General features: G+C 65.2%; 15 protein-coding genes and 1 other RNA gene. 7 read left to right on the forward strand and 9 right to left on the reverse strand.

Annotated elements, in window-relative coordinates; translation table 11 throughout:
- Positions 1–342: 342 nt before the first annotated feature.
- Positions 343–439: signal recognition particle sRNA small type (gene ffs, locus ACWKWX_RS31885), an RNA gene on the reverse strand.
- Positions 440–708: 269 nt separating this feature from the next.
- Here ffs and ACWKWX_RS31890 point away from each other — a divergent pair.
- The gene (locus ACWKWX_RS31890) at positions 709–1,155 is read left to right on the forward strand and encodes an Hsp20 family protein (protein WP_416425895.1); all 447 of its coding nucleotides are present in this window, start codon (positions 709–711) and stop codon (positions 1,153–1,155) included.
- Positions 1,156–1,209: 54 nt separating this feature from the next.
- Here ACWKWX_RS31890 and ACWKWX_RS31895 read toward each other — a convergent pair whose 3' ends face one another.
- The 6 genes from ACWKWX_RS31895 to ACWKWX_RS31920 form a co-directional block, all read right to left on the reverse strand.
- Positions 1,210–2,373 (reverse strand): zinc-binding metallopeptidase family protein, encoded by a 1,164-nt coding sequence (locus ACWKWX_RS31895; RefSeq protein WP_483829858.1) that lies wholly within the window; start codon positions 2,371–2,373, stop codon positions 1,210–1,212.
- Between the two features lie 37 nt (positions 2,374–2,410).
- A complete protein-coding gene (treS, locus tag ACWKWX_RS31900) occupies positions 2,411–4,474 on the reverse strand; it encodes a maltose alpha-D-glucosyltransferase (RefSeq protein WP_483829859.1) in 2,064 nt (687 codons plus the stop codon).
- A 151-nt stretch (positions 4,475–4,625) separates the two neighbouring features.
- Complete coding sequence (ligA, locus tag ACWKWX_RS31905; protein WP_483829860.1) at positions 4,626–6,983, reverse strand: NAD-dependent DNA ligase LigA; 2,358 nt, start codon at positions 6,981–6,983, stop codon at positions 4,626–4,628.
- Positions 6,984–7,103: 120 nt separating this feature from the next.
- A complete protein-coding gene (gene zipA / locus ACWKWX_RS31910) occupies positions 7,104–8,003 on the reverse strand; it encodes a cell division protein ZipA (protein ID WP_416425902.1) in 900 nt (299 codons plus the stop codon).
- Positions 8,004–8,208: 205 nt separating this feature from the next.
- Positions 8,209–11,697: a chromosome segregation protein SMC gene (gene smc, locus ACWKWX_RS31915; protein ID WP_483829861.1), complete on the reverse strand. Its 3,489-nt coding sequence runs from the start codon at positions 11,695–11,697 to the stop codon at positions 8,209–8,211.
- A gap of 1 nt (position 11,698) precedes the next feature.
- Positions 11,699–12,358 (reverse strand): GntR family transcriptional regulator, encoded by a 660-nt coding sequence (locus tag ACWKWX_RS31920; protein ID WP_483829862.1) that lies wholly within the window; start codon positions 12,356–12,358, stop codon positions 11,699–11,701.
- A 246-nt stretch (positions 12,359–12,604) separates the two neighbouring features.
- Between ACWKWX_RS31920 and xdhA the strand changes: the two genes are divergently transcribed.
- From xdhA to guaD, 4 genes are all read left to right on the forward strand, one after another.
- Entirely contained in the window at positions 12,605–14,044 is a 1,440-nt protein-coding gene (xdhA, locus tag ACWKWX_RS31925) for a xanthine dehydrogenase small subunit (RefSeq protein ID WP_416425908.1), read from the forward strand.
- Positions 14,037–16,433, forward strand: coding sequence for a xanthine dehydrogenase molybdopterin binding subunit (xdhB, locus tag ACWKWX_RS31930; protein WP_483829863.1), 2,397 nt, complete (start codon positions 14,037–14,039; stop codon positions 16,431–16,433). Before xdhA ends, xdhB begins: the two co-directional genes overlap by 8 nt.
- 96 nt (positions 16,434–16,529) lie before the next feature.
- On the forward strand, positions 16,530–17,366 hold the full coding sequence (gene xdhC, locus ACWKWX_RS31935) for a xanthine dehydrogenase accessory protein XdhC (protein WP_473003872.1): 837 nt from the start codon (positions 16,530–16,532) through the stop codon (positions 17,364–17,366).
- A gap of 13 nt (positions 17,367–17,379) precedes the next feature.
- The gene (guaD, locus tag ACWKWX_RS31940; RefSeq protein WP_483829864.1) at positions 17,380–18,684 is read left to right on the forward strand and encodes a guanine deaminase; all 1,305 of its coding nucleotides are present in this window, start codon (positions 17,380–17,382) and stop codon (positions 18,682–18,684) included.
- Positions 18,685–18,746: 62 nt separating this feature from the next.
- On the opposite strand, the gene ACWKWX_RS31945 is transcribed toward guaD, so the two are convergent.
- Entirely contained in the window at positions 18,747–19,496 is a 750-nt protein-coding gene (locus tag ACWKWX_RS31945) for a GntR family transcriptional regulator (RefSeq protein WP_476300904.1), read from the reverse strand.
- 320 nt (positions 19,497–19,816) lie between these two features.
- On the opposite strand from ACWKWX_RS31945, the gene ACWKWX_RS31950 reads away from it, so the two are divergent.
- Both ACWKWX_RS31950 and ACWKWX_RS31955 read left to right on the forward strand, forming a co-directional pair.
- Positions 19,817–21,166 carry an NCS2 family permease gene (locus ACWKWX_RS31950; RefSeq protein WP_483829865.1) on the forward strand — a complete coding sequence of 450 codons (1,350 nt, stop codon included), beginning with the start codon at positions 19,817–19,819 and terminating at the stop codon, positions 21,164–21,166.
- A 149-nt stretch (positions 21,167–21,315) separates the two neighbouring features.
- Positions 21,316–21,945 carry a LysE family translocator gene (locus tag ACWKWX_RS31955; RefSeq protein ID WP_473003880.1) on the forward strand — a complete coding sequence of 210 codons (630 nt, stop codon included), beginning with the start codon at positions 21,316–21,318 and terminating at the stop codon, positions 21,943–21,945.
- A gap of 61 nt (positions 21,946–22,006) precedes the next feature.
- Here ACWKWX_RS31955 and ACWKWX_RS31960 read toward each other — a convergent pair whose 3' ends face one another.
- Positions 22,007–23,491, reverse strand: a complete 1,485-nt coding sequence (locus ACWKWX_RS31960; RefSeq protein WP_483829866.1) for a YdgA family protein — start codon at positions 23,489–23,491, stop codon at positions 22,007–22,009.
- Between the last annotated feature and the right edge of the window lie 271 nt (positions 23,492–23,762).

Genomic DNA, 23,762 nt, shown 5'->3' on the forward strand with positions numbered 1-23,762 from the left:
AGGTGTTGCGCCTGGTCGCACCAACACAGATCTGCAATGAACCAACAATGCGGACACCACGATGGCACTGGCATAACTGGCCCGAAACAGATGTAGGAGCCGACCTTGGTCGCGATGCGCCGCGCGGGCGGCGCTCGATCTCGAGGGCGCCAGAAAAACAACGCCGGGCACCTGGTGACCCTGATGCAATCACATGACATGCACTTGAAGCCACTACCGATTTTCAAACCGAGGCAACAGAGAACGAATACAAGGAACGCACGAAATCACCCCCACATCACCACACGGCGAAAGGGTGAAGCATCGTATATAAAGGAGAGGTAAAGCAGAGAATGGAGGCAACCCCACCAGCCACACCCCGGCACACAATGTTCCCGCTGTGGCTGCTCCCTTCCGGGCCTGACCAGGTTAACGGGTAATCGTTGCGGGGGGACCGATGGGGTCACCATAACAACACTCGCCTGGCAGCGAGCGGGGCCATTGTACCGGTCTTGGGCGAAGATACAACCTTTGATTGCAGGAAAAATTCGTAAGAGGTTCAAACACTTGGGTTTACCCCTTCAACGCCTGTTGGCGACGGCACCGCAACGGGGCCAAAAAATTTTCATCCCATTTCTTGAAATCCAATCAGCCAGCCCTATCTGTTCAGTACGCGATGCCGAAGTCGGGTCGCGTACCAAACCTTGCTGATTGTTCAGGAGATTGACCATGACTACCGCATTTTCCCTCGCCCCACTGTTCCGCCATTCCGTGGGCTTCGACCGTTTCAACGATCTGTTCGAGTCGGCGGCGCGTAACGAGCCGGGTAGCAGCTACCCGCCCTACAACGTCGAGAAACATGGCGATGATCAATACCGCATCGTGGTGGCCGCCGCAGGCTTCCAGGAGTCGGACCTTGAGTTGCAGGTAGAGAAAGGCGTGTTGACCGTCAGTGGCGGCAAGCGCGAAGGCAACGGCGAGGCCGTGACCTATCTGCACCAGGGTATTGCCCAACGGGCGTTCAAGCTGTCGTTCCGGTTGGCTGACCATATCGAGGTCAAGGCTGCCGGGCTGGCCAATGGGCTGCTGAATATCGACCTGCTGCGCGTGGTGCCTGAAGAAGCCAAGGCCAAGCGCATCCCTATCAATGGGGTTGGGCAGGCCGCGCTGCAGTAAGCGCGATGTGATGAAGAAGGGCGCCCAATGGGCGCCCTTCTTTTATATACGCTTCTATACCTGCAACACCTCATCCGCCCTGCCCCCGGCTTCCTGGATCACCAGGTGCACGAAGTGCAGCTTGGCGATGACCGCCTGCGGCAGCACGAAGGGATAGAAGTCCGGCTGGCCCATGCTGCGCGACAGCTCATTGAGCATGCCGGCCAGTTCGATCCAGGTGTTGACGAAGGCCAGGAACGCAGGACCGCTGGCGTGCTGGGGATCGTACAGGGTGTCCAGCGGGAACGGCTGGTAATCCAGGTCCATGTCGCGGGCACTCATGCCGAAGCCCAGGGCGGTGTCGACGGCGTCCATCATGTGCAGGTAGTGGGCCCAGGTTTCGGCCCAGTCTTCCCACGGGTGCATGGTGGCGTAGGCGCTGACATAGCGTTGTTGCCAGTCCAGCGGCGCGCCTTGTTCGTAGTGGCGTTGCAGGGCATCCGCGTAGCTTTGGCTGTCGTCGCCGAACAGGTTGCGGAACTCCCCCAGCCAGTGGCTGCCCGCCACCAGCCGGTCCCAATAGTAGTGGCCCACTTCGTGGCGGAAGTGGCCCAGCAGGGTGCGGTAGGGTTCGCGCATCATCACCCGCACCTTTTCCCGGTGGGCGTCGTCGGCTTCCTTTATATCCAGGGTGATCAGGCCGTTGGCGTGGCCGGTCATGGGCGCATTGCCTTCCAGGTCGATGCCGATGAAATCGAAGGCCAGGCCGGTGTCGTCGTCCACCACCTTGGGCACCACGTCCAGGCCCAGATTGATCAGTTGCGAGACCATGCGCCGCTTGGCGGTTTCCACCTTGCGCCAGCGCTCAGGGTTTTCCGCCACGGACAGGTCGGGGATGGTGCGGTTCAGCGCGCACGACACGCAGAAGGTCTCGGGGCTGTCGGCGCGCACCAGCCAATTGCAGGCAGCCGGGGTGTCGAGGTTGGCGCAGCGGCGGAACTGGCCGGCGTCGAGGTCGGCGTCCAACTGCCAGGTGCCTGCCTGCGGGCCGGCCTGCAGCGATGACAGCAGGTTCAGCTCCGGCCAGTAGCCCAGCGCTGCCGAGCAGGCCAGGCACTGGCTGTTGCGGAAGAAGATCGACTGGCCGCACTGGCAGTGCCAGACCTTGCTGTGGCGGTTGTCCTGCCCCACGAAGGGCGCGGCGATGCGGGTGCTCAATTGCTCGAAAAGGCGGTACATGCACGTTCTCCGGGGATGACGGGGGGCAGCGTAGACGCTACAGCGGGGTACTGCTGACCACCCGCAGCGCCAGGCCTTCGTAGGGGTCGAGGGTGATGGTGAATTCGCCGCTGTCGGTGAGGTCGCCTTCCACCCGCTCGTTGATGATGTCCACCACCGGGCCAGGGGCGATGCCCGGCAGGTGCAGGGTCTCCACCAGGCTGTCGGCGCTGAAGTTGAGGGCGGTGATCTGCGTGCCCTTCCCCGCCGGCAGTTCGTGCACCAGCACCAGCAGGCCCGGGTGTTGCACGTCCGGGATAAGGATCTGGCGGCTGGCGGCGATGTCGTAGGCGCGGCGCACGGCGAGGATTTTCTTCAGCTGGCTGGCGAAGGAGTCGGCCTGCTGCAGTTGGCTGGTGATACTGCCATACAGGGTCTGCGGCCGCGGCATGCCGCCGGCGGACAGTTCGGCGCTGGGGTCCAGGTCCACCAGGTCGTAGGCGCCGCGGTGAATCCAGCGGGTGTCGCCGTCCTGCATCAGGTGCGCGACCTGCTCGGCCGGCAGCGGCAAGGCCCCCACCAGGTCCCAGCCCGACAGGGCGAAGACCCCCGGCTGCATGGCGTTGTACATCACCAGCAGCAGGTGGATGTGCTTGATCTTCTGCAGGTCCTCGGCGGTGATGGCCGCCAGGTCGCGGATGCCCAGGGCGGCGGTGATGATGCTGGCCGTGGTGCAGGACACCCCATTGGTGACGAACTTCAGGTTATACGGCGCGTGCTCGCCCGCCAGGCGCTCGTACATCTCCTCGCGAATGTGCTCGCGGAGGATATTGCCCGGGAAGGTCTGGCCCTGGTACAGGTAGGTGTCGTGGGCGTGCAGGGTCCAGAAGTGAACCAATTCGAGGGTCAGCTCGTCATGGTTCTGCAGCGCATGGATCAGCGAGGCCGGGTCGATGCCGAAGTGGTGCACCTGGCGCAGCATCAGCCGCAGGAATTCAGTGTTGCCGGTCAGCAGCGCGTGCTGGTAGGCCGGGCGGGTGATGAAGTCGTAGGACAGGTCGGCGCCGCCCTTGGACATGGTGGCGATGTCATCGATGGTCAGGTTCAGCTCCTGGAAGCTGAAGCCGCCGGCCTTGCGGATGGTGCCGGCCAGCAGTTGGTTGCCGTTCACCGACAGCGGGTGGCTCTCGGACCAGGCGTTGCCCTCGGCGCGGCGCTCCACGCCGAGGAAACCGTTGGCGTCCAGGCGCAGGATGCGTGCGCCCATCACGTCGATGGAATGCAGGGCGTCGCCGATGATCATCTGCTGCGCGGCGAAGGTGGGGTCCAGCCAGTTCAGCGACGGCTGGCCTTCCTTGAAGTAGTGCAGGTACACCCAGCGCCGCGCCTTGCCGTCGACGCCGACGATGACCGGGGTCACGCTCCAGTCGGTCTCCTTCACCCCGGGCTCGAAGAAGATCACCCGCTGCAACTGGCCGACAATGTAGTGCCTGGCCTTGAGCAGGTCGACGGTGTCGGGCGGCAGGTTGCGCGCGTCGCGGCCCGGCTCGACGTCGGGCAGCAGCGGCCAGTCCTCTTCCTTGATTTCGACCATGTGATACAGGCCGGGGTAGTCGGCGTACGCGCGCTCGGCCAGGCGGAAGTCAGCGCCCTTGCCGGTGTGCGAGGGAATCGCGTCGTCGATGACGATGGCGTTGTGGGCAGCGGCGATGCGGCTCAGGCCGAGCATCTCCGCCTCGGTGCCCAGGGCCGGGTCGATGTCGAAGCTCATGCGGTCGAAGTTGCCGTCGACGCTGGGGGTGCGTTCGCGGCCGCGCAGGCCACCGGAGAGTTTCAACGGGCCGTTGTGGATGCCCTGGATGCCGATTTCCGACAGCGCGTGCCACAGGGTTTCATCACCCAGGGCCTGCAACACCGAGCCGCCCTCACGGGTGACGATGGACGCGGGGTAGGCGGTGAACCACACCGAGGCGATGGCCGAGGCGTCCCGCGGCCGGGCTTCGGCGAAGGGCCGTTGCCACAGGCGGGCTTGACCTGCGTAATGAAGGGCGCGTTGCTTGGCGGCGTGGAGCATGGACTGGTCCACGAGCCATTGAATGGTGTCCTGGTCCGGCTGTGACATGGGTGACCCCCGCTGTTTTGGCATTTCCTTATGAGTGCGCTGCGGTGGGATCGTTGCATAAATTGGTAACCCTGTGGGAGCTGGCTTGCCAGCGAGCTTTTGAGGCCCTGAAAAGCTCGCTGGCAAGCCAGCTCCCACAGAAATCGTATGATCAGGCGGTGATGCCGTGGCCTTCCAGGAAGGCGACGAAGGCGTCTTCGTCGAGCACCTTTACGCCCAGCTCGTTGGCCTTGGTCAGCTTGGAGCCGGCACCAGGGCCCGCCACCACGCAGTGGGTCTTGGCCGACACGGAGCCGGCCACCTTGGCGCCCAGGCTTTCCAGCTTTTCCTTGCCCACGTCGCGGCTCATGCGCTCCAGGCTGCCGGTCAGCACCCAGGTCTGGCCGGTGAGGGGCAGGCCTTCGATGACTTTTTTCTCGCTGCCCCAGTGCATGCCGAAGGCTTGCAGCTGTTGCTCCACGGCCAGGGCACGCTGGGCGTTTTCAGGCACCAGGAAGTACTCGCGCACCGCGTCCGCCTGCTTGGCCGCCAGGGCCTGGCGCAGGTCGATGCCGTCGGCGGCGATGATCTTGTCGAGGCTGCCCAGCTTGCTCACCAGTTTCTCGGCGCCGGTGGGGCCGACCGAGCTGATGTCCAGCTTGGCGATCAGCCCGGCCAGGGTGGTGCTGGCGGCGAACTCGGCGTGCACGTCGCCCTGGTCCTGGGGCTCCAGGCCACGCTCCAGCAATTGGCCGATGACCTTACGGTTGTGCGGGTCCTCGAAGAAGCTGTGAATTTCGTACGCCACTTCCAGGCCCACATCGGGCAGGTAAGTAAGCACCTGGGGCAGCGCCACCATGATGCGTTCCAGCGAACCCAGCGAGCGCGCGAGCACCTTGGCGGTCTCCTCGCCCACGTCGGGAATGCCCAGGGCGAAGATGAAGCGCGCCAGGGTCGGGCGCTTGCTGGCGGCGATGGCCTCCAGCAGCTTGTTGCTCGACACTTCGGCGAAGCCTTCCAAGTCGACGATCTGCTCGAAGCCCAGGGTGTAGAGGTCGGCCGGCGAACCCACCAGGCCCTCGTCTACCAACTGCTCGACGCTTTTCTCGCCCAGGCCGTCGATGTCCATGGCCCGGCGCGAGACGAAGTGGATGATCGCCTGCTTCAGCTGTGCGCCACAGGCCAGGCGGCCGACGCAGCGGTACACGGCGCCTTCGCTGACGGTTTCCTTGCCCTTGCTGCGTTTTACCAGTTGCGTGCGCTCCACGTGGGAGCCGCACACCGGGCAGGTCTCGGGGATGTGCACGGGGCGGGCGTCGACCGGGCGGCGCTCGGTGACCACCTGCATCACCTGCGGGATCACGTCGCCGGCGCGGCGGATGATCACCGTGTCGCCGATCATCAGGCCCAGGCGCGCCACTTCGTCCATGTTGTGCAGGGTGGCGTTGGCGACTGTCACACCAGCCACCTTCACCGGCTTCAAACGCGCCACCGGCGTCACCGCCCCGGTACGCCCCACCTGGAATTCCACGTCCAGCAGCTCGGTCAGTTCTTCCATGGCCGGGAACTTGTGGGCGATGGCCCAGCGCGGCTCGCGGGCGCGGAAGCCCAGTTCGCGCTGGCTGGCCAGGCTGTTGACCTTGAACACCACGCCGTCGATTTCGTAGGTGAGCGCGTTGCGGCGCTCGCCGATGTCGCGGTAGTAGGCCAGGCACTCGTCGATGCCGTTGGCCAGTTTCAGCTCGCGGCTGATGGGCATGCCCCAGGCTTTCAGTTGTTCAAGGTTGCCGATGTGGGTGTCGGCGATGTTCTCGGACACCTGGCCCAGGCCGTAGCAGCAGAATTCCAGCGGGCGGCTGGCGGTGATCTTCGAGTCCAGCTGGCGCAGGCTGCCGGCGGCGGCGTTGCGCGGGTTGGCGAAGGTCTTGCCACCCGCCTCCATCTGCGCTTCGTTGAGGCGTTCGAAGCCGGCCTTGGACATGAACACCTCGCCGCGCACCTCCAGGGTGGCCGGCCAGCCCTCGCCGTGCAGCTTGAGCGGCACGTTGCGGATGGTGCGCACGTTGACGCTGATGTCCTCGCCGGTGGTGCCGTCGCCGCGGGTTGCGCCGCGCACCAGCAGGCCGTCCTGGTACAACAGGCTCACGGCCAGGCCGTCGAGCTTGGGCTCGCAGCTGTATTGCACCGCCGCGCCCCCACCGAACAGGTCACCGACCGGCAGGTCCAAACCCTCGGTCACCCGGCGGTCGAACTCGCGCATGTCGGTTTCTTCGAAGGCGTTGCCCAGGCTGAGCATGGGGATCTCGTGGCGCACCTGGCTGAACGCGGTCAGCGCCGAGTTGCCCACGCGCTGGGTGGGCGAGTCGGCGGTCACCAGCTCCGGATGCTCGGCTTCCAGCGCCTTGAGTTCGCGGAACAGCCGGTCGTATTCGGCGTCCGGGATGCTCGGCTCGTCGAGCACGTGGTAGCGGTAGTTGTGCAGGTCCAGTTCGGCGCGCAGTTCGAGGATCCGGGTGTTGGCGGCGGTCATCTTGTGTGTTCTCGTGTAAAGCAAAAGAGCAGCCGGGGCTGCTCTTCAGGTGTTCGGCGATGGTGTTGTGAAACCCCATCGCGACCAAGGTCGGCTCCTACAGGGGCAGGGCCAACGATCTCAACGCTTCTGGGTCAGCGCCCGGCGTTCGAATTCGACAATACGCTGGCGGTAGTGTTCGATGGTCTGGGCGGTCAGCACGCTGCGCTGGTCGTCCTTCAGTTCGCCGTCCAGTTCGTGGGCCAGCTTGCGGGCCGCGGCCACCATCACGTCGAAGGCCTGCTTGGGATGACGCGGGCCTGGCAGGCCGAGGAAGAAGCTCACGGCACGGGTGCTGAAGTGGTCGATGTCGTCCAGGTCGAAGATGCCCGGCTTCACGGCGTTGGCCATGGAGAACAGCACTTCGCCGTTGCCGGCCATGCTTTCGTGGCGGTGGAAGATGTCCATTTCACCAAAGCGCAGGCCGCTTTCAAGGATGTTCTGCAGCAGCGCCGGGCCCTTGAAGCCGCCTTCGGAACGGGAGATCACGCTGATCACCAACACTTCCTCGGCCTGGGGCTGGTCGCGGTGTTCCACCGGGGCAGCGCCCGCGGCGTTGAAGGCCGGGGCCTTGTCGTCCGGGAAGTCGTCCTCGCGGTCGCGGGCGCTGAAGGCCGCCGGCTGCTCGGGCTCCAGCGGCAGGGCGCCCTGGGCCGATTCGGCTACCGCACGTTCGCGCTCACGTTCACGCTCGCGTTCCTGTTTCTTGTTGCGCTTGGGCGCCACCGGCTCGCGCGCAGGGGCGCTCATGGACGGCAGGTCATGCTCGTCCAGGGACGGCTCGCGCTGCTCTTCCAGCACCCGCGACGGGCCCAGCACTTCGGCGCTGTGCTCTTCGTCCGGCAGGTTGGAGAAGCTGCGGTCGAGCCTGAATTTCAATTTGCCCTTGCCGCCGCGCATGCGGCGCCAGCCATCGAAGAGAATACCGGCGATGACAATGACGCCGATGACGATCAGCCACTCGCGCAGACCGATTTCCATTTAATCCTGTGCCTCTATGAAAAATGCTGAAAAATAAAGGGCTTGAACCCCCTTTAAAACGTGGCGCCAACTCTATGTTCTGACAGGCGTTTTCCCCACGCGTACGAAAATATGTCCAATAAACTAGCACGACCAAAGATAACTTTACACCGTCTGTCGCAGCAGATACGCCATTAAAGTGCAAGCGGTCCAAATTCGCTCGCTTTCAGGCGTCGACCATTGCCATCGCCTCCTCTACGTCCACCGCCACCAGGCGCGAGCAACCGGGCTCGTGCATGGTCACGCCCATCAACTGGTCGGCCATTTCCATGGCGATCTTGTTGTGGGTGATGTAGATAAATTGAACCGTTTGGGACATTTCTTTCACCAAGCGGGCATAGCGTCCAACGTTAGCGTCATCCAGCGGGGCGTCAACTTCGTCGAGCATGCAGAACGGCGCCGGGTTCAACTGGAAGATGGAGAACACCAGGGCCAGGGCCGTCAGCGCTTTCTCACCACCAGAGAGCAAATGGATGGTGCTGTTCTTCTTGCCCGGGGGCCGCGCCATGATGGTCACCCCTGTATCGAGTAGATCTTCGCCTGTCAGTTCCAAGTAAGCGCTGCCGCCACCGAAAACTTTTGGGAATAAGGCCTGCAAACCGCCATTTATCTGATCAAAGGTATCCTTGAAGCGGTTGCGGGTTTCCTTGTCGATCTTGCGGATGACGTTTTCCAGGGTGTCCAGCGCCTCCACCAGGTCATCGTTCTGGGCGTCCAGGTAGCGCTTGCGCTCGGACTGCTGCTGGTACTCGTCGATGGCCGCCAGGTTGATGGCGCCCAGGCGTTGGATGCGCGCGTTGATGCGCTCCAGTTCGTCCTCGGCCTCTTTTTCGTTGGCCAGGGGGTCGAGGGTGGCGATCACGCCTTGCAGGTCGTAGCCATCCTCGTGCAATTGTTCCTGCAGGGCGGCGCGCTTCACGCTCAGGCCCTGCCATTCCATGCGGTGCTGCTCCAGCTGGCCGCGGATCATCTGCGACTGCTGCTCGGCCTGGGTGCGGCGCTTCTCGGCGTCGCGCAGTTCGCTGTCGGCGTCTTCCAGGGCCATTTTCGCCTGGCGCATTTCCTCGTCGACGGCCATGCGCCGTTCCAGCAACTCTTCGAGCTTGAGGCGCAGCTCTTCCAGCGGTGCCTCGCCCTCCTCCAGGTTCAGCGACAGCTGCTCGCGCTTCTCGGTCAAGCGCTCGGCCTGCAGCTCCAGGCGCTCCAGGGCCTGGCGGGTGGAGTCGTGCTGGGCGCGCAGGGACCCCAGGCGCACGGCCAGCTGGTGGGCGTGGTCCTTGTGCTGGCGAGCGTCGTGGCGCACCTGGTCGAGGCGTTCGCGCAGGCTGTCGCGCTGGGCCATCAGCAGCTCGCGCTGCTCGGTGTCCTGGGCCATGGCGTCGAGGGCGTCCTGCAGTTGCAGGCGCGACTCGCCCAGCTGCTCGCTTTCCAGCGCGCGCTGCTCGGCCAGTTCCGCCAGCTCTTCGTCGAGCCGACGGCGGCGCAGGGTCAGCTGTTCGGCCTTGGCACGGCCGGCGGACAGCTGGGCCTTGAGTTCGCCCTGCTGGCGGGCCTCGTCGGCCAGCTGGCGGCGCAGTTGCTCGCGGGCCTCTTCCTGCAGCAGTTGCTGCTCGCGCAGACGCTCCAGGCGCTCTTCCAGGCTGGCCAGGGCGGCTTCGCGTTCGTCGCGCTCCAGGCCCAGGTTTTCCAACTCCTGGCCTCGGGCCAGCACGCTGCCCTGGGCATCGCTGGCACGACTGACGCGCAGGAAGTGCCGGCCGACCCAGTAGCCGTCGCGGCTGATCAGGCTCTGCCCGGGCTGCAGCTGCGCGCGGGCGGCCAGCGCTGCCTCCAGGGTTTCCACTGGCTTGACCTGGCCCAGCCAGGGGCTGAGATCGGTGCGGCTGTCGACCTTGTCCAGCAGGCTGCCGGGCAAGGCCGGGGTGCCCGGCGCGGCGCTGAGCAGGCGCAGCTCGCCCTGCTCGAAGCTGCCCAGTGCCAGGCCATTGAAATCATCCACCAGCACCGCTTGCAGGTCAGCGCCCAGCACGGCCTCCACCGCCAGCTCCCAGCCGGCTTCCACGCGCAGGCCTTCGGCCAGGCGCGGGCGCTGGTCCAGCTGCTGGTCGCGCAGCCACTCGGCGGTGCCGGTGCCTGGGTCCAGGGCAGCCTGTTGCAAGGCTTCCAGGGAGGCCAGGCGGCCGTTCAGGCGTTGCAGCTCGCCCTGGGCCTGCTGCTGGTCGCGGGTGGCCTGTTGCAGTTGCTCGCGCAGCTGCTCCAGGCGCTCCACCTGCTGGGCCTCGCTGGCCTGCAGCTCTTCGATGAGCATGTCGCTGGCGGCCAGTTGCTCGCCCAGTTCCAGGATGGCGGCGTCCTCAGGGTCGGCAGCCAGTTGCGCGCGCTCCTCGCCCAGGCGCCTCTGGCGATCGCCCAGGCGCTCCATGGACTGGTCCAACTGCTGGATGCGCGACTGCTGCACCTCGGCCTGGCGGCGCGGCTCGGCGGAGCGGGTGTTGAAGCTGTCCCATTGTTCCTGCCAGCCGTGCATGGTGGCTTCGGACTCTTCCAGGGCAGCCGCGGCCTCTTCGGCGGCGGCGCTGGTCATTTCCTGCTCGGGCGCGAGCATCTCCAGCTCTTCGCCCAGGGTGGCCAGCAACGTGCGATCGTGACCCAGGTGTGATTCGGTTTCCTGGCGGGAACGCTCGGCTTCCTTCAGGTCATCCTGCAACTGGCGCAGGCGCTGCTGGCCGTGCTGGATGTTCTGCTCGACGCGGGCAATGTCACCGCCCACGGAATAGAAGCGGCCCTGCACCAGGTTGAAACGCTCGGACAGGTCGTGATGGCCGTCGCGCAGGCGCTCGATGGCCGCGTCGGCGTTGCGCTGCTCGGCCACCAGGGCCTCGAAGCTGACCTCCTGGGTGCCGATGACCGCTTCGCGCTGGGCCACCTGTTCATTCAGTGCCTGCCAGCGCAGGGCCGACAGCTGGGCCTTGAGCTGGCGCTCCTCGGCCTTGTATTCCTGGTACTTCTCGGCGGCCTGGGCCTGGCGGTGCAAGCGTTCGAGCTGGCGTTCCAGCTCTTCGCGCAGGTCGGTCAGGCGCTCCAGGTTTTCGTGGGTGCGGCGGATGCGGTTCTCGGTCTCGCGGCGGCGCTCCTTGTACTTGGAGATGCCCGCGGCTTCCTCGATGAAGTTGCGCAGCTCCTCGGGCTTGGCCTCGATCAGCTTGCTGATCATGCCCTGCTCGATGATGGAATAGCTGCGCGGGCCCAGGCCGGTGCCCAGGAAAATGTCGGTGATGTCCTTGCGGCGGCACTTGGTGCCGTTGAGGAAGTAGGTGTTCTGGCTGTCGCGCGTCACCTTGCGGCGGATGGAAATCTCCGCGTAGGCGGCGTATTCGCCCACCAAGGTGCCGTCGCTGTTGTCGAACACCAGTTCGATGCTGGCCTGGCTCACCGGCTTGCGGCTGGTGGAGCCGTTGAAGATGACGTCGGTCATCGACTCGCCGCGCAGGTTCTTCGCCGAGCTTTCGCCCATCACCCAGCGCACGGCGTCGATGATGTTGGATTTGCCGCACCCGTTGGGCCCCACCACCGCCGCCATGTTGCTGGGGAAGTTGACCGTGGTGGGGTCGACGAAGGACTTGAACCCCGCCAGCCGGATGCACTTCAGGCGCATGTCAGCGGTTCGCCAGGGCGGCCAGCACCAACTGGCAACTGCGCTGGGTGTAATCGCCCAGCACCGTGCGGATGCGCACCAGGTCGCGGGCCACCACGGCGTCCAGCAGGCTGTCGAACAGCGCCAGGTAGTCGCCCATGGTGGCCTTGCGCTGCTCCAGCGCCAGGTAATAGGTGCGGCTCATGGCCGGCTGCAGGTTCTCGACGGTTTCCTGCAGGTAGGGGTTGTCGGCGAACGGGTAGGCGGCGCGCATCACGTTGAAGCTGTCCTCGACGAAGGCCTTGATGTCCTGGCGCTCGAGGCTGGCGGTGAGGCGCTGCTGGATGGCCACGAACGGCTCGAGCTCGGCCGGGCCCTGCCAACGCAGGGCCACGGCGTTGCCGAGCAGGATGTACATCTCGCTCATCAAGGCGCACAGGCTCTGCACCTTATGGGCGCTGAGTTCGGTCACGTGTGCACCGCGACGCGGCAGGATGGCGATCAGATGGCGCCGCTCCAGGATCAGCAGCGCTTCGCGCACCGAGCCGCGGCTGACATTGAGCGCCGCCGTGACCTTCTGTTCCTGAATGCGCTCACCGGGCGCAAGTTCGCCCTGGATGATGCGTTCGGCCAGGTAATCGGCGATTTGCTCGGAGAGGCTGTCCGGCGCCTTGAACGTCATGGTTGTCCTTCAAACTCTTCAAACGTGGCAAGCGGCGAAGTGTAGCGCACTTGCCCCCCGGAAACGCAGAGGGCGACATGGCCTTTTGGCATGGAATAAGCAAATAAATCAAATGTTGCCTGCAGGCGAGATTTCCACTCGCCCGAAATCCTGACTTTTGAGTCAGAAAACTGTTGACCGCAAAGTCAGAACTGCTAAATTCAATGCTATCGGTCAACAACAATAAATGTGTCAGCGAGGCCTTCCGTGATCCAGTTTCTACTCAACAGGGAATTGCGCAGTGAACACGCCCTGGACCCCAACCTCACCGTGCTGGAATACCTGCGCACGCACCTGAAAAAGCCCGGCACCAAGGAGGGCTGCGCCAGCGGCGACTGCGGCGCCTGCACCGTGGTGGTGGCGGAACTGGAAGGCGAGGCCTTGCGCTACCGCAGCCTGAACTCGTGCCTCACCTTTGTCTCGTCGCTGCACGGCAAACAGCTGATCTGCGTCGAAGACCTCAAGCACAAGGGCCAGTTGCACAGCGTGCAGCAGGCCATGGTCGACTGCCACGGCTCGCAGTGCGGCTTCTGCACCCCGGGCTTCGTGATGTCGCTGTTCGCCCTGCAGAAGAACAGCGCCGAACCCGACTCGCACAAGGCCCACGAGGCCCTGGCCGGCAATCTGTGCCGCTGCACCGGCTACCGCCCTATCCTGGCCGCTGCCGAACAGGCCTGCTGCCAGCAGGCACCGGACCAGTTCGACGCCGCCGAGGCCGAGACCATCGCCCGCCTCAAGGCCATCGTCCCCACCGAGACGGGTGAACTGAACAGCGGCGACAAACGCTGCCTGGTACCGCTGACCGTCGCCGACCTGGCCGACCTGTATGGCTCGCACCCCGAGGCACGGCTGCTGGCCGGCGGCACCGACCTGGCGCTGGAAGTGACGCAGTTCCACCGCACCCTGCCGGTGATGATCTACGTGGGCAACGTCGCCGAAATGAAGCGCATCGAGCACTTCGACGACCGCCTGGAGATCGGCGCTGCCACGCCACTCACCGACTGCTACGACGCACTGAGCGCCGAATACCCGGACTTTGGCGAACTGCTGCACCGTTTCGCCAGCCTGCAGATCCGCAACCAGGGCACCCTGGGCGGCAACATCGGCAACGCCTCACCCATCGGCGACAGCCCGCCCCTGCTGATTGCCCTGGGCGCGCAGATCGTGCTGCGCAAGGGCAACGCCACGCGCACCCTGGCGCTGGAAGACTATTTCATCGACTACCGCATCACCGCGCGCCAGGAGAGCGAGTTCATCGAGAAGATCATCGTGCCCCGCGCCCAGGCCGGGCGCAGCTTCCGCGCCTATAAAGTGTCGAAACGCCTGGACGATGACATCTCCGCCGTGTGCGCCGCCTTCAACCTGGCGTTGGAAGACGGCGTGGTCACCGACGTGCGCGCCGCCTTCGGTGGCATGGCCGCCATTCCCAAGCGCGCCCAGGCCTGCGAAGCCGCGTTGCTGGGCAAGGTGTTCAACAATGCCACGCTGGAAGCCGCCTGCGCCGCCCTGGCCGAGGACTTCACGCCGCTGTCCGACTTCCGCGCCAGCAAGGAATACCGCCTGCTGGCCGCCCAGAACCTGCTGCGCAAGTACTTCATCGAGCAGCAATCGCCTTACATCGAGACCCGGGTGACCGCTTATGTCTAACCATCACGGCGAAACCCTCACCCAGGCGCAACTGGCCGAACGCTTTGCCCAGGGCCTGACCACTGGCGTTGGCCGCAGCGTCAAGCACGACAGCGCCGACAAGCATGTTTCCGGCGAGGCGCAGTACATCGACGACCGCCTGGAATTTCCCAACCAGCTGCACGTGTACGCACGGCTGTCGGACCGCGCCCACGCGCGGGTGGTGAAGATCGACACCACGCCCTGCTACGCCTTCCCCGGCGTGCGCATTGCCATTACCCACGAAGACATCCCGGGCCTGAAGGACATCGGCCCGCTGCTGCCCGGCGACCCGCTGCTGGCCATCGACCTGGTGGAGTTCGTCGGCCAACCGGTGGTGGCGGTGGCCGCGCGCGACCTGGAGACCGCGCGCAAGGCGGCCATGGCCGCGATTATCGAATACGAAGACCTGGAACCGGTGCTCGACGTGGTCGAGGCCTTCCGCAAGCAGCATTACGTGCTCGACAGCCACACCCACAAGCGTGGCGACGCCGACACCGCCCTGGCCAGCGCCCCGCACCGCCTGCAAGGCACCCTGCACATCGGCGGCCAGGAGCACTTCTACCTGGAAACGCAGATCTCCTCGGTGATGCCCACCGAGGACGGCGGCATGATCGTCTACTGCTCCACCCAGAACCCCACCGAGGTACAGAAGCTGGTGGCCGAGGTGCTGGACGTGTCGATGAACAAGATCGTCGTCGACATGCGCCGCATGGGCGGCGGCTTCGGCGGCAAGGAAACCCAGGCGGCCAGCCCGGCGTGCCTGTGCGCGGTGGTCGCGCACCTCACCGGCCAGCCGACCAAGATGCGCCTGCCGCGGGTGGAAGACATGTCCATGACCGGCAAGCGCCACCCCTTCTACGTCGAATACGACGTGGGCTTCGACGACAGCGGCCGCCTGCACGGCATCAACATGGACCTGGCCGGCAACTGCGGCTACTCGCCGGACCTGTCGGCATCCATCGTCGACCGCGCCATGTTCCACGCCGACAACTCGTATTACCTGGGCGACGCCACCATCAACGGCCACCGCTGCAAGACCAACACCGCCTCCAACACCGCCTACCGCGGCTTCGGCGGCCCCCAAGGCATGGTCGCCATCGAGGAGGTGATGGACCGCATCGCCCGCCACCTGGCGCTGGACCCGCTGGCCGTGCGCAAGGCCAACTACTACGGCAAGACCGAGCGCAACGTCACCCACTACTACCAGACGGTGGAGCACAACCTGCTGGAGGAAATGACCGCCGACCTTGAGGCCAGCAGCGAATACCAGGAGCGCCGCGAATCCATCCGCCGCTTCAACGCCCACAGCCCGGTGCTGAAGAAAGGCCTGGCGCTGACCCCGGTGAAATTCGGTATCTCGTTCACCGCCAGCTTCCTCAACCAGGCAGGCGCGCTGATCCATATCTACACCGACGGCAGCATCCACCTCAACCACGGCGGCACCGAGATGGGCCAGGGGCTCAACACCAAGGTCGCGCAGGTGGTGGCCGAGGTGTTCCAGGTGGACATCGGCCGCATCCAGATCACCGCCACCAACACCGACAAGGTGCCCAACACCTCGCCGACGGCAGCCTCCAGCGGCGCCGACCTGAACGGCAAGGCCGCGCAGAACGCTGCCGAGACCATCAAGCAGCGCCTGGTGGAGTTTGCCGCGCGCAAGTACGCGGTCAGCGAGGAAGACGTCGAATTCCGCAACGGCCACGTGCGCGTGCGCGAACTGGTGATGCCGTTCGCCGACCTGATCGTGCAGGCGTGGATGGGCCAGGTGTCGCTGTCCAGCACCGGCTACTACAAGACCCCGAAGATCTTCTACGACCGCAGCCAGGCGCGCGGCCGGCCGTTCTACTACTTCGCCTTCGGCGCCGCCTGCGCCGAGGTGGTGGTCGACACCCTGACCGGCGAGTACAAGATGCTGCGCACCGACATCCTGCACGACGTGGGCGCCTCGCTGAACCCGGCCATCGACATTGGCCAGGTGGAAGGCGGCTATATCCAGGGCATGGGCTGGCTGACCACCGAGGAGCTGGTGTGGAACGCCAAGGGCAAGCTGGTGACCAACGGCCCGGCCAGCTACAAGATCCCGGCGGTGGCCGACATGCCGGCCGACCTGCGGGTGAAGCTGGTGGAAAACCGCAAGAACCCCGAAGACACGGTGTTCCATTCCAAGGCCGTGGGCGAGCCGCCGTTCATGCTCGGAATTGCCGCCTGGTGCGCGATCAAGGACGCGGTAGCGAGCCTGGCGGATTACAAGGTGCAGCCCAACATCGACGCCCCGGCCACGCCGGAGCGGGTGTTGTGGGGGTGCGAGCAGATGCGTAAGGCCATGGCCGCCAGCGCCACCCCAATCACCGAGGAGGTCACCTCATGACCCCCGTAGCAGCTGCCGCCAGGCTGCGTCGAATTCACCCCTTAAATTGCGGCGTCCATGACGCGGCCTGCGGCCGCTGCTACGGAGGGTATGTGCATGAATAACTGGATCAGCGCCCTCGCCGAGCTGCAGCAGCAGGGCGAACCCTGCGTGCTCGTCACCATCATCGAGGAGCAGGGCTCCACCCCACGCAACGCAGGCTCGAAAATGGTGGTCAGCGCCACCCAGCTGTACGACACCATCGGGGGCGGGCACCTGGAATACAAGGCCATGCACATCGCCCGCGAGATGCTCGCCAACGGCCGCCAGGGCACACACCTGGAGCGCTTCAGCCTGGGCGCCAGCCTGGGCCAGTGCTGCGGCGGCGTCACCGTGCTGCTGTTCGAGCCCATGGGCCAGGTGCAGGCGCGCATCGCCGTGTTCGGCGCCGGCCACGTCGGCCGCGCGCTGGTGCCACTGCTGGCCGCCCTGCCCTGCCGCGTCACCTGGATCGACTCGCGCGAGCAGGAATTCCCCGCGCAGCTCCCCGAGGGGGTGCGCAAGATCGTCAACGAAGAACCGGTGGACGAAGTCGACAACCTGCCGCCGGGCAGCTACTGCATCGTCATGACCCACAACCACCAGCTCGACCTGGAGCTGACCGCGGCTATCCTCAAGCGCAACGATTTCACCTGGTTCGGCCTGATCGGTTCGAAGACCAAGCGGGTGAAATTCGAACACCGCCTGCGCGACCGCGGCTTCGACCCCCAGGTTGTGCAACGCATGAGGTGCCCTATGGGCCTGGCCGACGTCAAAGGCAAATTGCCGATTGAAATCGCCGTGTCCGTGGCCGCCGAAATCATCGCCACCTACAACGCCAACTTCGGCCTGGCCACTGCCGGTGCCGAACCCATTGCCCAACTGCTGCCGCACTCGCGACGCAGCCAAGCCTGAGACATTGATACCCATGAGCCTGACCCGCAAAGCCTACCGCGCCGCCATCCTGCACAGCATCGGCGACCCCGCCGAAGTAGGCATCGACGCCTCTTATGAATACTTCGCCGACGGCCTGCTGGTGGTGGAGCACGGCGTGATCGCCGCCGTCGGCCACGCCGAGGCGCTGCTGCCGAGCCTGCCAGCCGACGTTGCCATCGAGCACTTCGCCGACGCGCTGATTACCCCCGGCTTCATCGACACCCACATCCACCTGCCGCAGACCGGCATGATCGCCTCCTACGGCGAGCAGCTGCTGGACTGGCTGAACACCTACACCTTCCCGTTCGAAAGCCAGTTCGCCGACAAGGCCCATGCCGATGAAGTGGCGGACATCTTCATCAAGGAACTGCTGCGCAACGGCACCACCACCGCGCTGGTGTTCGGCAGCGTGCACCCCGAGTCGGTGAACGCCTTCTTCGAGGCGGCCGAAAAGCTCGACCTGCGCATGATCGCCGGCAAGGTGATGATGGACCGCAACGCGCCGGACTACCTGGTGGACACCGCCGAAAGCAGCTACGCCGACAGCAAGGCGCTGATCGAGCGCTGGCACGGCAAGGGCCGCCTGCACTACGCGGTCACCCCGCGCTTCGCGCCCACCAGCACCCCCGAGCAACTGACCGTGGCCGGCCAGCTGCTCAAGGAATACCCGAACGTCTATATGCAGACCCACATCAGCGAGAACCTCAAGGAGATCGAGTGGGTGAAGGCGCTGTTCCCCGAGCGCAAGGGCTACCTGGACGTGTACGACCACTACCAGCTGCTGGGCGAGCGCTCGGTGTTCGCCCACGGCGTGCACCTGTGCGACGAGGAATGCGCGCGCCTGGCCGAGACCGGCTCGGCGATTGCCTTCTGCCCCACCTCGAACCTGTTCCTGGGCAGCGGCCTGTTCAACCTGCCCCAGGCCGAGAAGCACAAGCTCAACGTCGGCCTGGGCACGGACGTGGGCGGCGGCACCAGCTTCTCGCTGCTGCAGACGCTGAATGAAGCCTACAAGGTGATGCAACTGCAGGGCGCGCGCCTGAGCCCATTCAAATCACTGTACCTGGCCACCCTGGGCGGCGCCCGGGCGCTGCGCCTGGAAGACAAGGTGGGCAACCTGCAGCCGGGCAGCGACGCCGACTTCGTGGTGCTGGACTACAACGCCACGCCGCTGCTGGGCTACCGCATCCAGCAGTCCAAGAGCATTGAAGAGACATTGTTTGTGCTGACCACCCTGGGGGATGACCGCACCGTGCAGCAGACCTATGCGGCGGGGCGCAAGGTGCATCAGCGTTGATCCCGGACGCGGCCTGCGGCCGCTGCTACACCCCCTGTAGCAGCGGCCACAGGCCGCGTCCGTTATTTACCACCCTTCTTGCCCTGCAACAGGTGCGAGAACACCGCATGCAGGTCGTCCGAAGCGCTTTCCTCGTCCAGGTTGAGCTTGCTGTCGATGTGGTCCATGTGGTGCATCATCAGGTCCACCGCCAGGGCCGCGTCGCGGGCCTCGATGGCGTCGATCAGCTGGGTGTGTTCATCGTAGGAGCAGTGCGAGCGGTTACCGCTTTCGTACTGGGCGATGATCAGCGAGGTCTGCGACACCAGGCTGCGCTGGAAGCTGATCAGCGGTGCGTTTTTCGCCGCCTCGGCCAGCTTGAGGTGGAATTCCCCCGACAGGCGAATGCCGGCGCCACGGTCGCCGCGCGAGAAGCTGTCGCGCTCATCCAGCACCATCTGCCGCAGTTCGGCCAGTTGCTCGGCCGTGGCGTGCTCCACCGCAAGCTCGGTGATGGCGCGCTCCACCATGCGGCGGGCGAAGAACACCTGCCGCGCCTCTTCCACGCTGGGGCTGGCCACGACCGCGCCGCGGTTGGGGCGCAACAGCACCACGCCTTCATGGGCCAGGCGCGACAGCGCGCGGCGAATGATGGTGCGGCTGACGCCGAAGATCTCACCCAGCGCTTCCTCGCTCAATTTGGTCCCGGGCGCCAGGCGCTGTTCGAGAATGGCCTCGAAAATATGGGCGTAGACGATGTCGTCCTGGGTGCCGAGGCGCCCGGCCTTGGCCGCGCGCGTAGGTTTCTTGAGAGGTTGCAGCTGTTCGTTCATGGGCACTCGAAGGTGAAGGTTTTGCGGCAGTAAGGCCCATTGTACACAGGGCCACGGGCTTGTGTCAGTTCAAGCATAGCGGCACTTGGCAACCACTGGCGACGGCCATATAGCGCGATCGGCAAATAAACTGCGCACAAAATCAAAAACATTATTTGCATTATTTGTATACAAACGCATAATCCCCTCGAGCGACTTTCCTGACCCAGAGGTCAAATAATAACGGGTCGCCGGCACCACCACCTTTACCTGCCTCACGGGGCCGCGCGCAGGTGCGCACGGCTTCGGAAAACAACAAAAGCCTTGAGGAGTAACTCGCTGTGGAAAGCAATAAATCCGAAGCCGCCCCCCTGGACCTGGCCCCGCCCCTGCGGCGCGGCCTGCTGGAACGCCTGTTCAAGCTGAGCGTGCATGGCACCACGGTGCGCACCGAACTGATCGCCGGCCTGACCACCTTCATTACCATGGCCTACATCATCTTCGTCAACCCCAACATCATGGCCGACGCCGGCATCGACCATGGCGCGGCATTCGTCGCCACCTGCATCGCCGCCGCCCTGGGCTGCCTGCTGATGGGCCTGTACGCCAACTGGCCAGTGGGCCTGGCGCCGGGCATGGGCCTGAACGCGTTCTTCACCTACACCGTGGTCGGCACCATGGGCTACTCGTGGCAGACAGCCCTGGGTGCGGTGTTCGTCTCCGGCGTGCTGTTCATGGTGCTGACCCTGTCGCGGGTGCGCGAGTGGCTGCTCAACAGCATCCCGGTCAGCCTGCGCCATGCCATGGGCGCCGGCGTCGGCTTGTTCCTGGGCGTCATCGGCCTGAAGACCTCGGGCATTATCGTCGCCAGCCCGGCCACGCTGATCAAGCTCGGCTCGCTGCATGAGGCCGGGCCCCTGCTGACCGCGCTGTGCTTCCTGATGATTGCCGTGCTCAGCTACCACCGGGTGTTCGGCGCCATCCTCATCAGCATCGTCAGCGTCACCCTGATCGGCTGGGGCCTTGGCATCGTGCAATACGGCGGGGTGTTCTCGCTGCCGCCCAGCCTGGCGCCCACCTGGATGGCCATGGACGTGGCCGGGGTGTTCAACGTCAGCATGATCAGCGTGGTGCTGGCCTTCCTGTTCGTGCACATGTTCGACACCGCCGGCACGCTGATGGGCGTGGCCCAGCGCGCCAACCTGGTGAACGCCGAGGGCCGCATCGAAAACCTCTCCCGCGCCCTGAAGGCCGACAGCGCCTCCAGCGTGTTCGGCGCCATGGTCGGCGTGCCACCGGTGACCAGCTACGTGGAAAGTGCCGCGGGCGTGGCCGCCGGTGGCCGCACCGGGCTGACGGCGGTCACCGTGGGCCTGCTGTTCGTCGCAGCGATGTTCTTCGCGCCGCTGGCTGGCATGATTCCGGCTTATGCTACCGCCGGCGCGCTGATCTACGTGGCCATGCTGATGATGGGCGGCATGGCCCACATCAACTGGGACGAGGCCACCGACAGCATTCCGGCCATCGTCACCCTGATCATGATGCCACTGACCTTCTCGGTGGCGGACGGCATTGCCCTGGGCTTCATCACCTACGTGGCCTTGAAGGCAGGCACCGGCAAGCACCGCGATATCTCGGTGAGCCTGTGGGTGCTGTGTGCGATATTCATCGCCAAGTTTGTGTTCTTGTAATATTTCGGCTTCACCGCCGCCCGTAGCCGCTGCCGACAGGCTGCGCTGGCCCTTGAGTACGCTGTAGATTTGCGGCGTAGCAGAGGGCCAGCGCAGCCTGCGGCAGCGGCTACGGATTTGTGCGAAGGCCTTATCCAAGGAGAAAAACAATGAGTGTGGAAACCTGGCTGTTGTTCAGCGCCGCGGCGCTGGTGGTGATCGTCATCCCCGGCCCTTTGTCGCTGCTGATGATTGGCAACAGCCTGAACTACGGCCTGCGCCGCTCCTACCCAGCGTTCCTGGGTGGCGTGAGTGCTTCCATCTGCCTGCTCAGCGCCTCGGCGCTGGGCCTGGGGGCGTTGTTGATGGCTTCGGAGCAGGTGTTCAGCGCGCTGAAGATCGTCGGCGCGCTGTACCTGTTCTACCTCGCCTGGCAAAGCTGGCAGCAGTCGCGCCGCGCGCCCAGCGCCGCCGAGGTGCCCGCTGCCCTGCCCGCGCCACGCTTTGGCGCGCTGTTCTGGCGCGCGTTCGCGCTGGGCGCCAGCAACCCCAAGGACATCCTGTTCTTCGCCGCCTTCCTGCCGCAGTTCCTCAACGCCGAGCACTCGCTGGCGGCGCAACTGGGCATCATGATCGCCACCTGGGCGGTGCTCGACCTGCTGTGCAAGCTGGGTTACGGCCTGGGTGCCCACGGCGCGGCGCGCTACCTGCGCAGTGGCCGCGGGCAGAGCTGGTTCAACCGCGTCAGCGCGGCGTTGTTCGGGGGTGCGGGGACGGCGGCGCTGCTCAGCCGAGGCTGAAGCGACGCGGCCGCTGCTACGCACACCTGTAGCAGCGGCCGCCAGGCCGCGTCCCGGGATGTCAGCGTTGCGCTTGCTGCTGCCCCAGCAGGTTGCCGATGAAGCCGGCGAACTGCTCCACGGTCATCTTCTGGCCGTTGAAGGTCACCATGCCGTCGGCGTAGTGCAGGCGGCTGGTGACGTTGTCACCCTCGACCTTGCCCAGCTGGCTCATCACTGCCATGCCGCTGATGGAATCGCTGACGTTCTTGGCCTGCAACGCCACCGCGTCCTTGTCGGTCTGGCCCTGCAGGTGCGCCTGGGCGCTGGCCAGGTCCATCAGCATGGGCTTGGACAGGGTGACGTTGGCGTCCAGCAGGCCGATCACCTTCTTGCCCAGGCCTTCGGACGGCTGGTCCAGGGTGCCCGGGTTCGCCAGGTCGACCACAAGGTTAGCCTGGCTTTCACCGTTGGCGGTCTTCAGCGACAGTTTTTCCAACTCGATGTGCGGCTTGGCCGCCAGCAGCGCCAGCAGGTCGGTGTTCAACTGCTGCTGGTCGGCAGCGCTCAGCTTCAGCGCCAGGGGCACGCCGGCAGCTGCGGCAGCCTGTTGTTGCGGGGCGATCTTGGCGACGTACAGCGCATACAGCGACTTGCTGGCCGGGATGTCGAAATTATTCAGCTTCCACACCATCTGCGCCGCACCAATCGGCTGGTTGCCGACGGTGATGGAGGCGATCTCGTAGGTAGCCTCGGCGGCCAGCTTGCCTTCCACCTCCTGCATCAGGCCGCTGCCGCTGAAACCAGTCACCGCCACGGCCGGGGCGTTGGGGGTCTGCACGTTGGCGCTGGCCAGCTTGAGCTCGGTGTGGCCCAGGTAGAACCCGGACTCGCCCTTGGTGCCGCCGCTGTAAATGGTCAGGCCCTTGGCGTCGGCATGCACCGGGCCGTTCTCGCCGGCAACGTCGACGGAAAGGCTATCCATGTTGCCCGTCAGCTCATATTTGTGGGCATCAGCGGTGCCGTTGACGGTCAAGGTCAGGCCCGAGAACTTCAGGGTTTTGCCCGGTTCCTTGGACTCGAGCGGCAAGAAGTCGAAAGTGGTCTCGCTGCTCAGCCCGTAGTGGATGACCGAGCGGCCCTTGACCGGCACCTGGCCGTTGTTCATGGCGAACCACTTGGCCGAGTCGGGGCTGTTTTCCAGCTCGGTGTTGCTGGCGGCCATCACCGGCGCCAGGCGCAGGGTCAGCAGGCGCGACAGCGGCAGCGGGCCGTGCTCGATATGGTCCACCAGGAGGAAATGCGCTGGCTGGGCGTGGGGCAGTTGCACGTTCAGGCGGTAGTGGGCGGTGCTGCTGAACAGATGGCGGTCCAGCGACACCAGCTCGGCGCTGAACTGCGGGCTGCCGTCGGCGTTGCGGCCCGACTGGGCCATCTGCGTGTTGGCCTGGGCGATGGCGTCCTGCAGCACGCCCTCAAGACGCGTGCCCGTGTACCAGGCCCCGGCCGTGGCCACGACGCCGGCGGCAATGATGACACCGGCTGCTATACCTACTGCTTTTTTCATAAATCGACTCGACGAGTTCCATTCGGTGGGTGGAGGTATCGACTCGATAGTAGCGCGAAAGGTGCTGCCGCCAGGCAAAAAAAGCTCCCCCGCCCCACCGTTGCGGCGTGGGGTTTGCCTGTGATCTGCATGTGATCTGCTTGTGATCTGCTTGTGATCTGCTTGTGATCTGGCCGTTGATCTTGATCTGGCTGTTGATCTTGATTGTATGCCCCGTAAAGCGCCCGGGCCGACTGGAGGCGTTGACCAGGCGGCAGCCCGCAGGGCCCTT

The organism is Pseudomonas imperatae (genome assembly GCF_057128625.1).

Bases quoted from the DNA above. Each gene is read 5' to 3' on its own strand.
- ACWKWX_RS31890 (WP_416425895.1), top strand. From the start codon at position 709: ATGACTACCGCATTTTCCCTCGCCCCACTGTTCCGCCATTCCGTGGGC.
- ACWKWX_RS31895 (WP_483829858.1), bottom strand. From the start codon at position 2,373: ATGTACCGCCTTTTCGAGCAATTGAGCACCCGCATCGCCGCGCCCTTC.
- treS (WP_483829859.1), bottom strand. From the start codon at position 4,474: ATGTCACAGCCGGACCAGGACACCATTCAATGGCTCGTGGACCAGTCC.
- ligA (WP_483829860.1), bottom strand. From the start codon at position 6,983: ATGACCGCCGCCAACACCCGGATCCTCGAACTGCGCGCCGAACTGGAC.
- zipA (WP_416425902.1), bottom strand. From the start codon at position 8,003: ATGGAAATCGGTCTGCGCGAGTGGCTGATCGTCATCGGCGTCATTGTC.
- smc (WP_483829861.1), bottom strand. From the start codon at position 11,697: ATGCGCCTGAAGTGCATCCGGCTGGCGGGGTTCAAGTCCTTCGTCGAC.
- ACWKWX_RS31920 (WP_483829862.1), bottom strand. From the start codon at position 12,358: ATGACGTTCAAGGCGCCGGACAGCCTCTCCGAGCAAATCGCCGATTAC.
- xdhB (WP_483829863.1), top strand. From the start codon at position 14,037: ATGTCTAACCATCACGGCGAAACCCTCACCCAGGCGCAACTGGCCGAA.
- xdhC (WP_473003872.1), top strand. From the start codon at position 16,530: ATGAATAACTGGATCAGCGCCCTCGCCGAGCTGCAGCAGCAGGGCGAA.
- guaD (WP_483829864.1), top strand. From the start codon at position 17,380: ATGAGCCTGACCCGCAAAGCCTACCGCGCCGCCATCCTGCACAGCATC.
- ACWKWX_RS31945 (WP_476300904.1), bottom strand. From the start codon at position 19,496: ATGAACGAACAGCTGCAACCTCTCAAGAAACCTACGCGCGCGGCCAAG.
- ACWKWX_RS31955 (WP_473003880.1), top strand. From the start codon at position 21,316: ATGAGTGTGGAAACCTGGCTGTTGTTCAGCGCCGCGGCGCTGGTGGTG.
- ACWKWX_RS31960 (WP_483829866.1), bottom strand. From the start codon at position 23,491: ATGAAAAAAGCAGTAGGTATAGCAGCCGGTGTCATCATTGCCGCCGGC.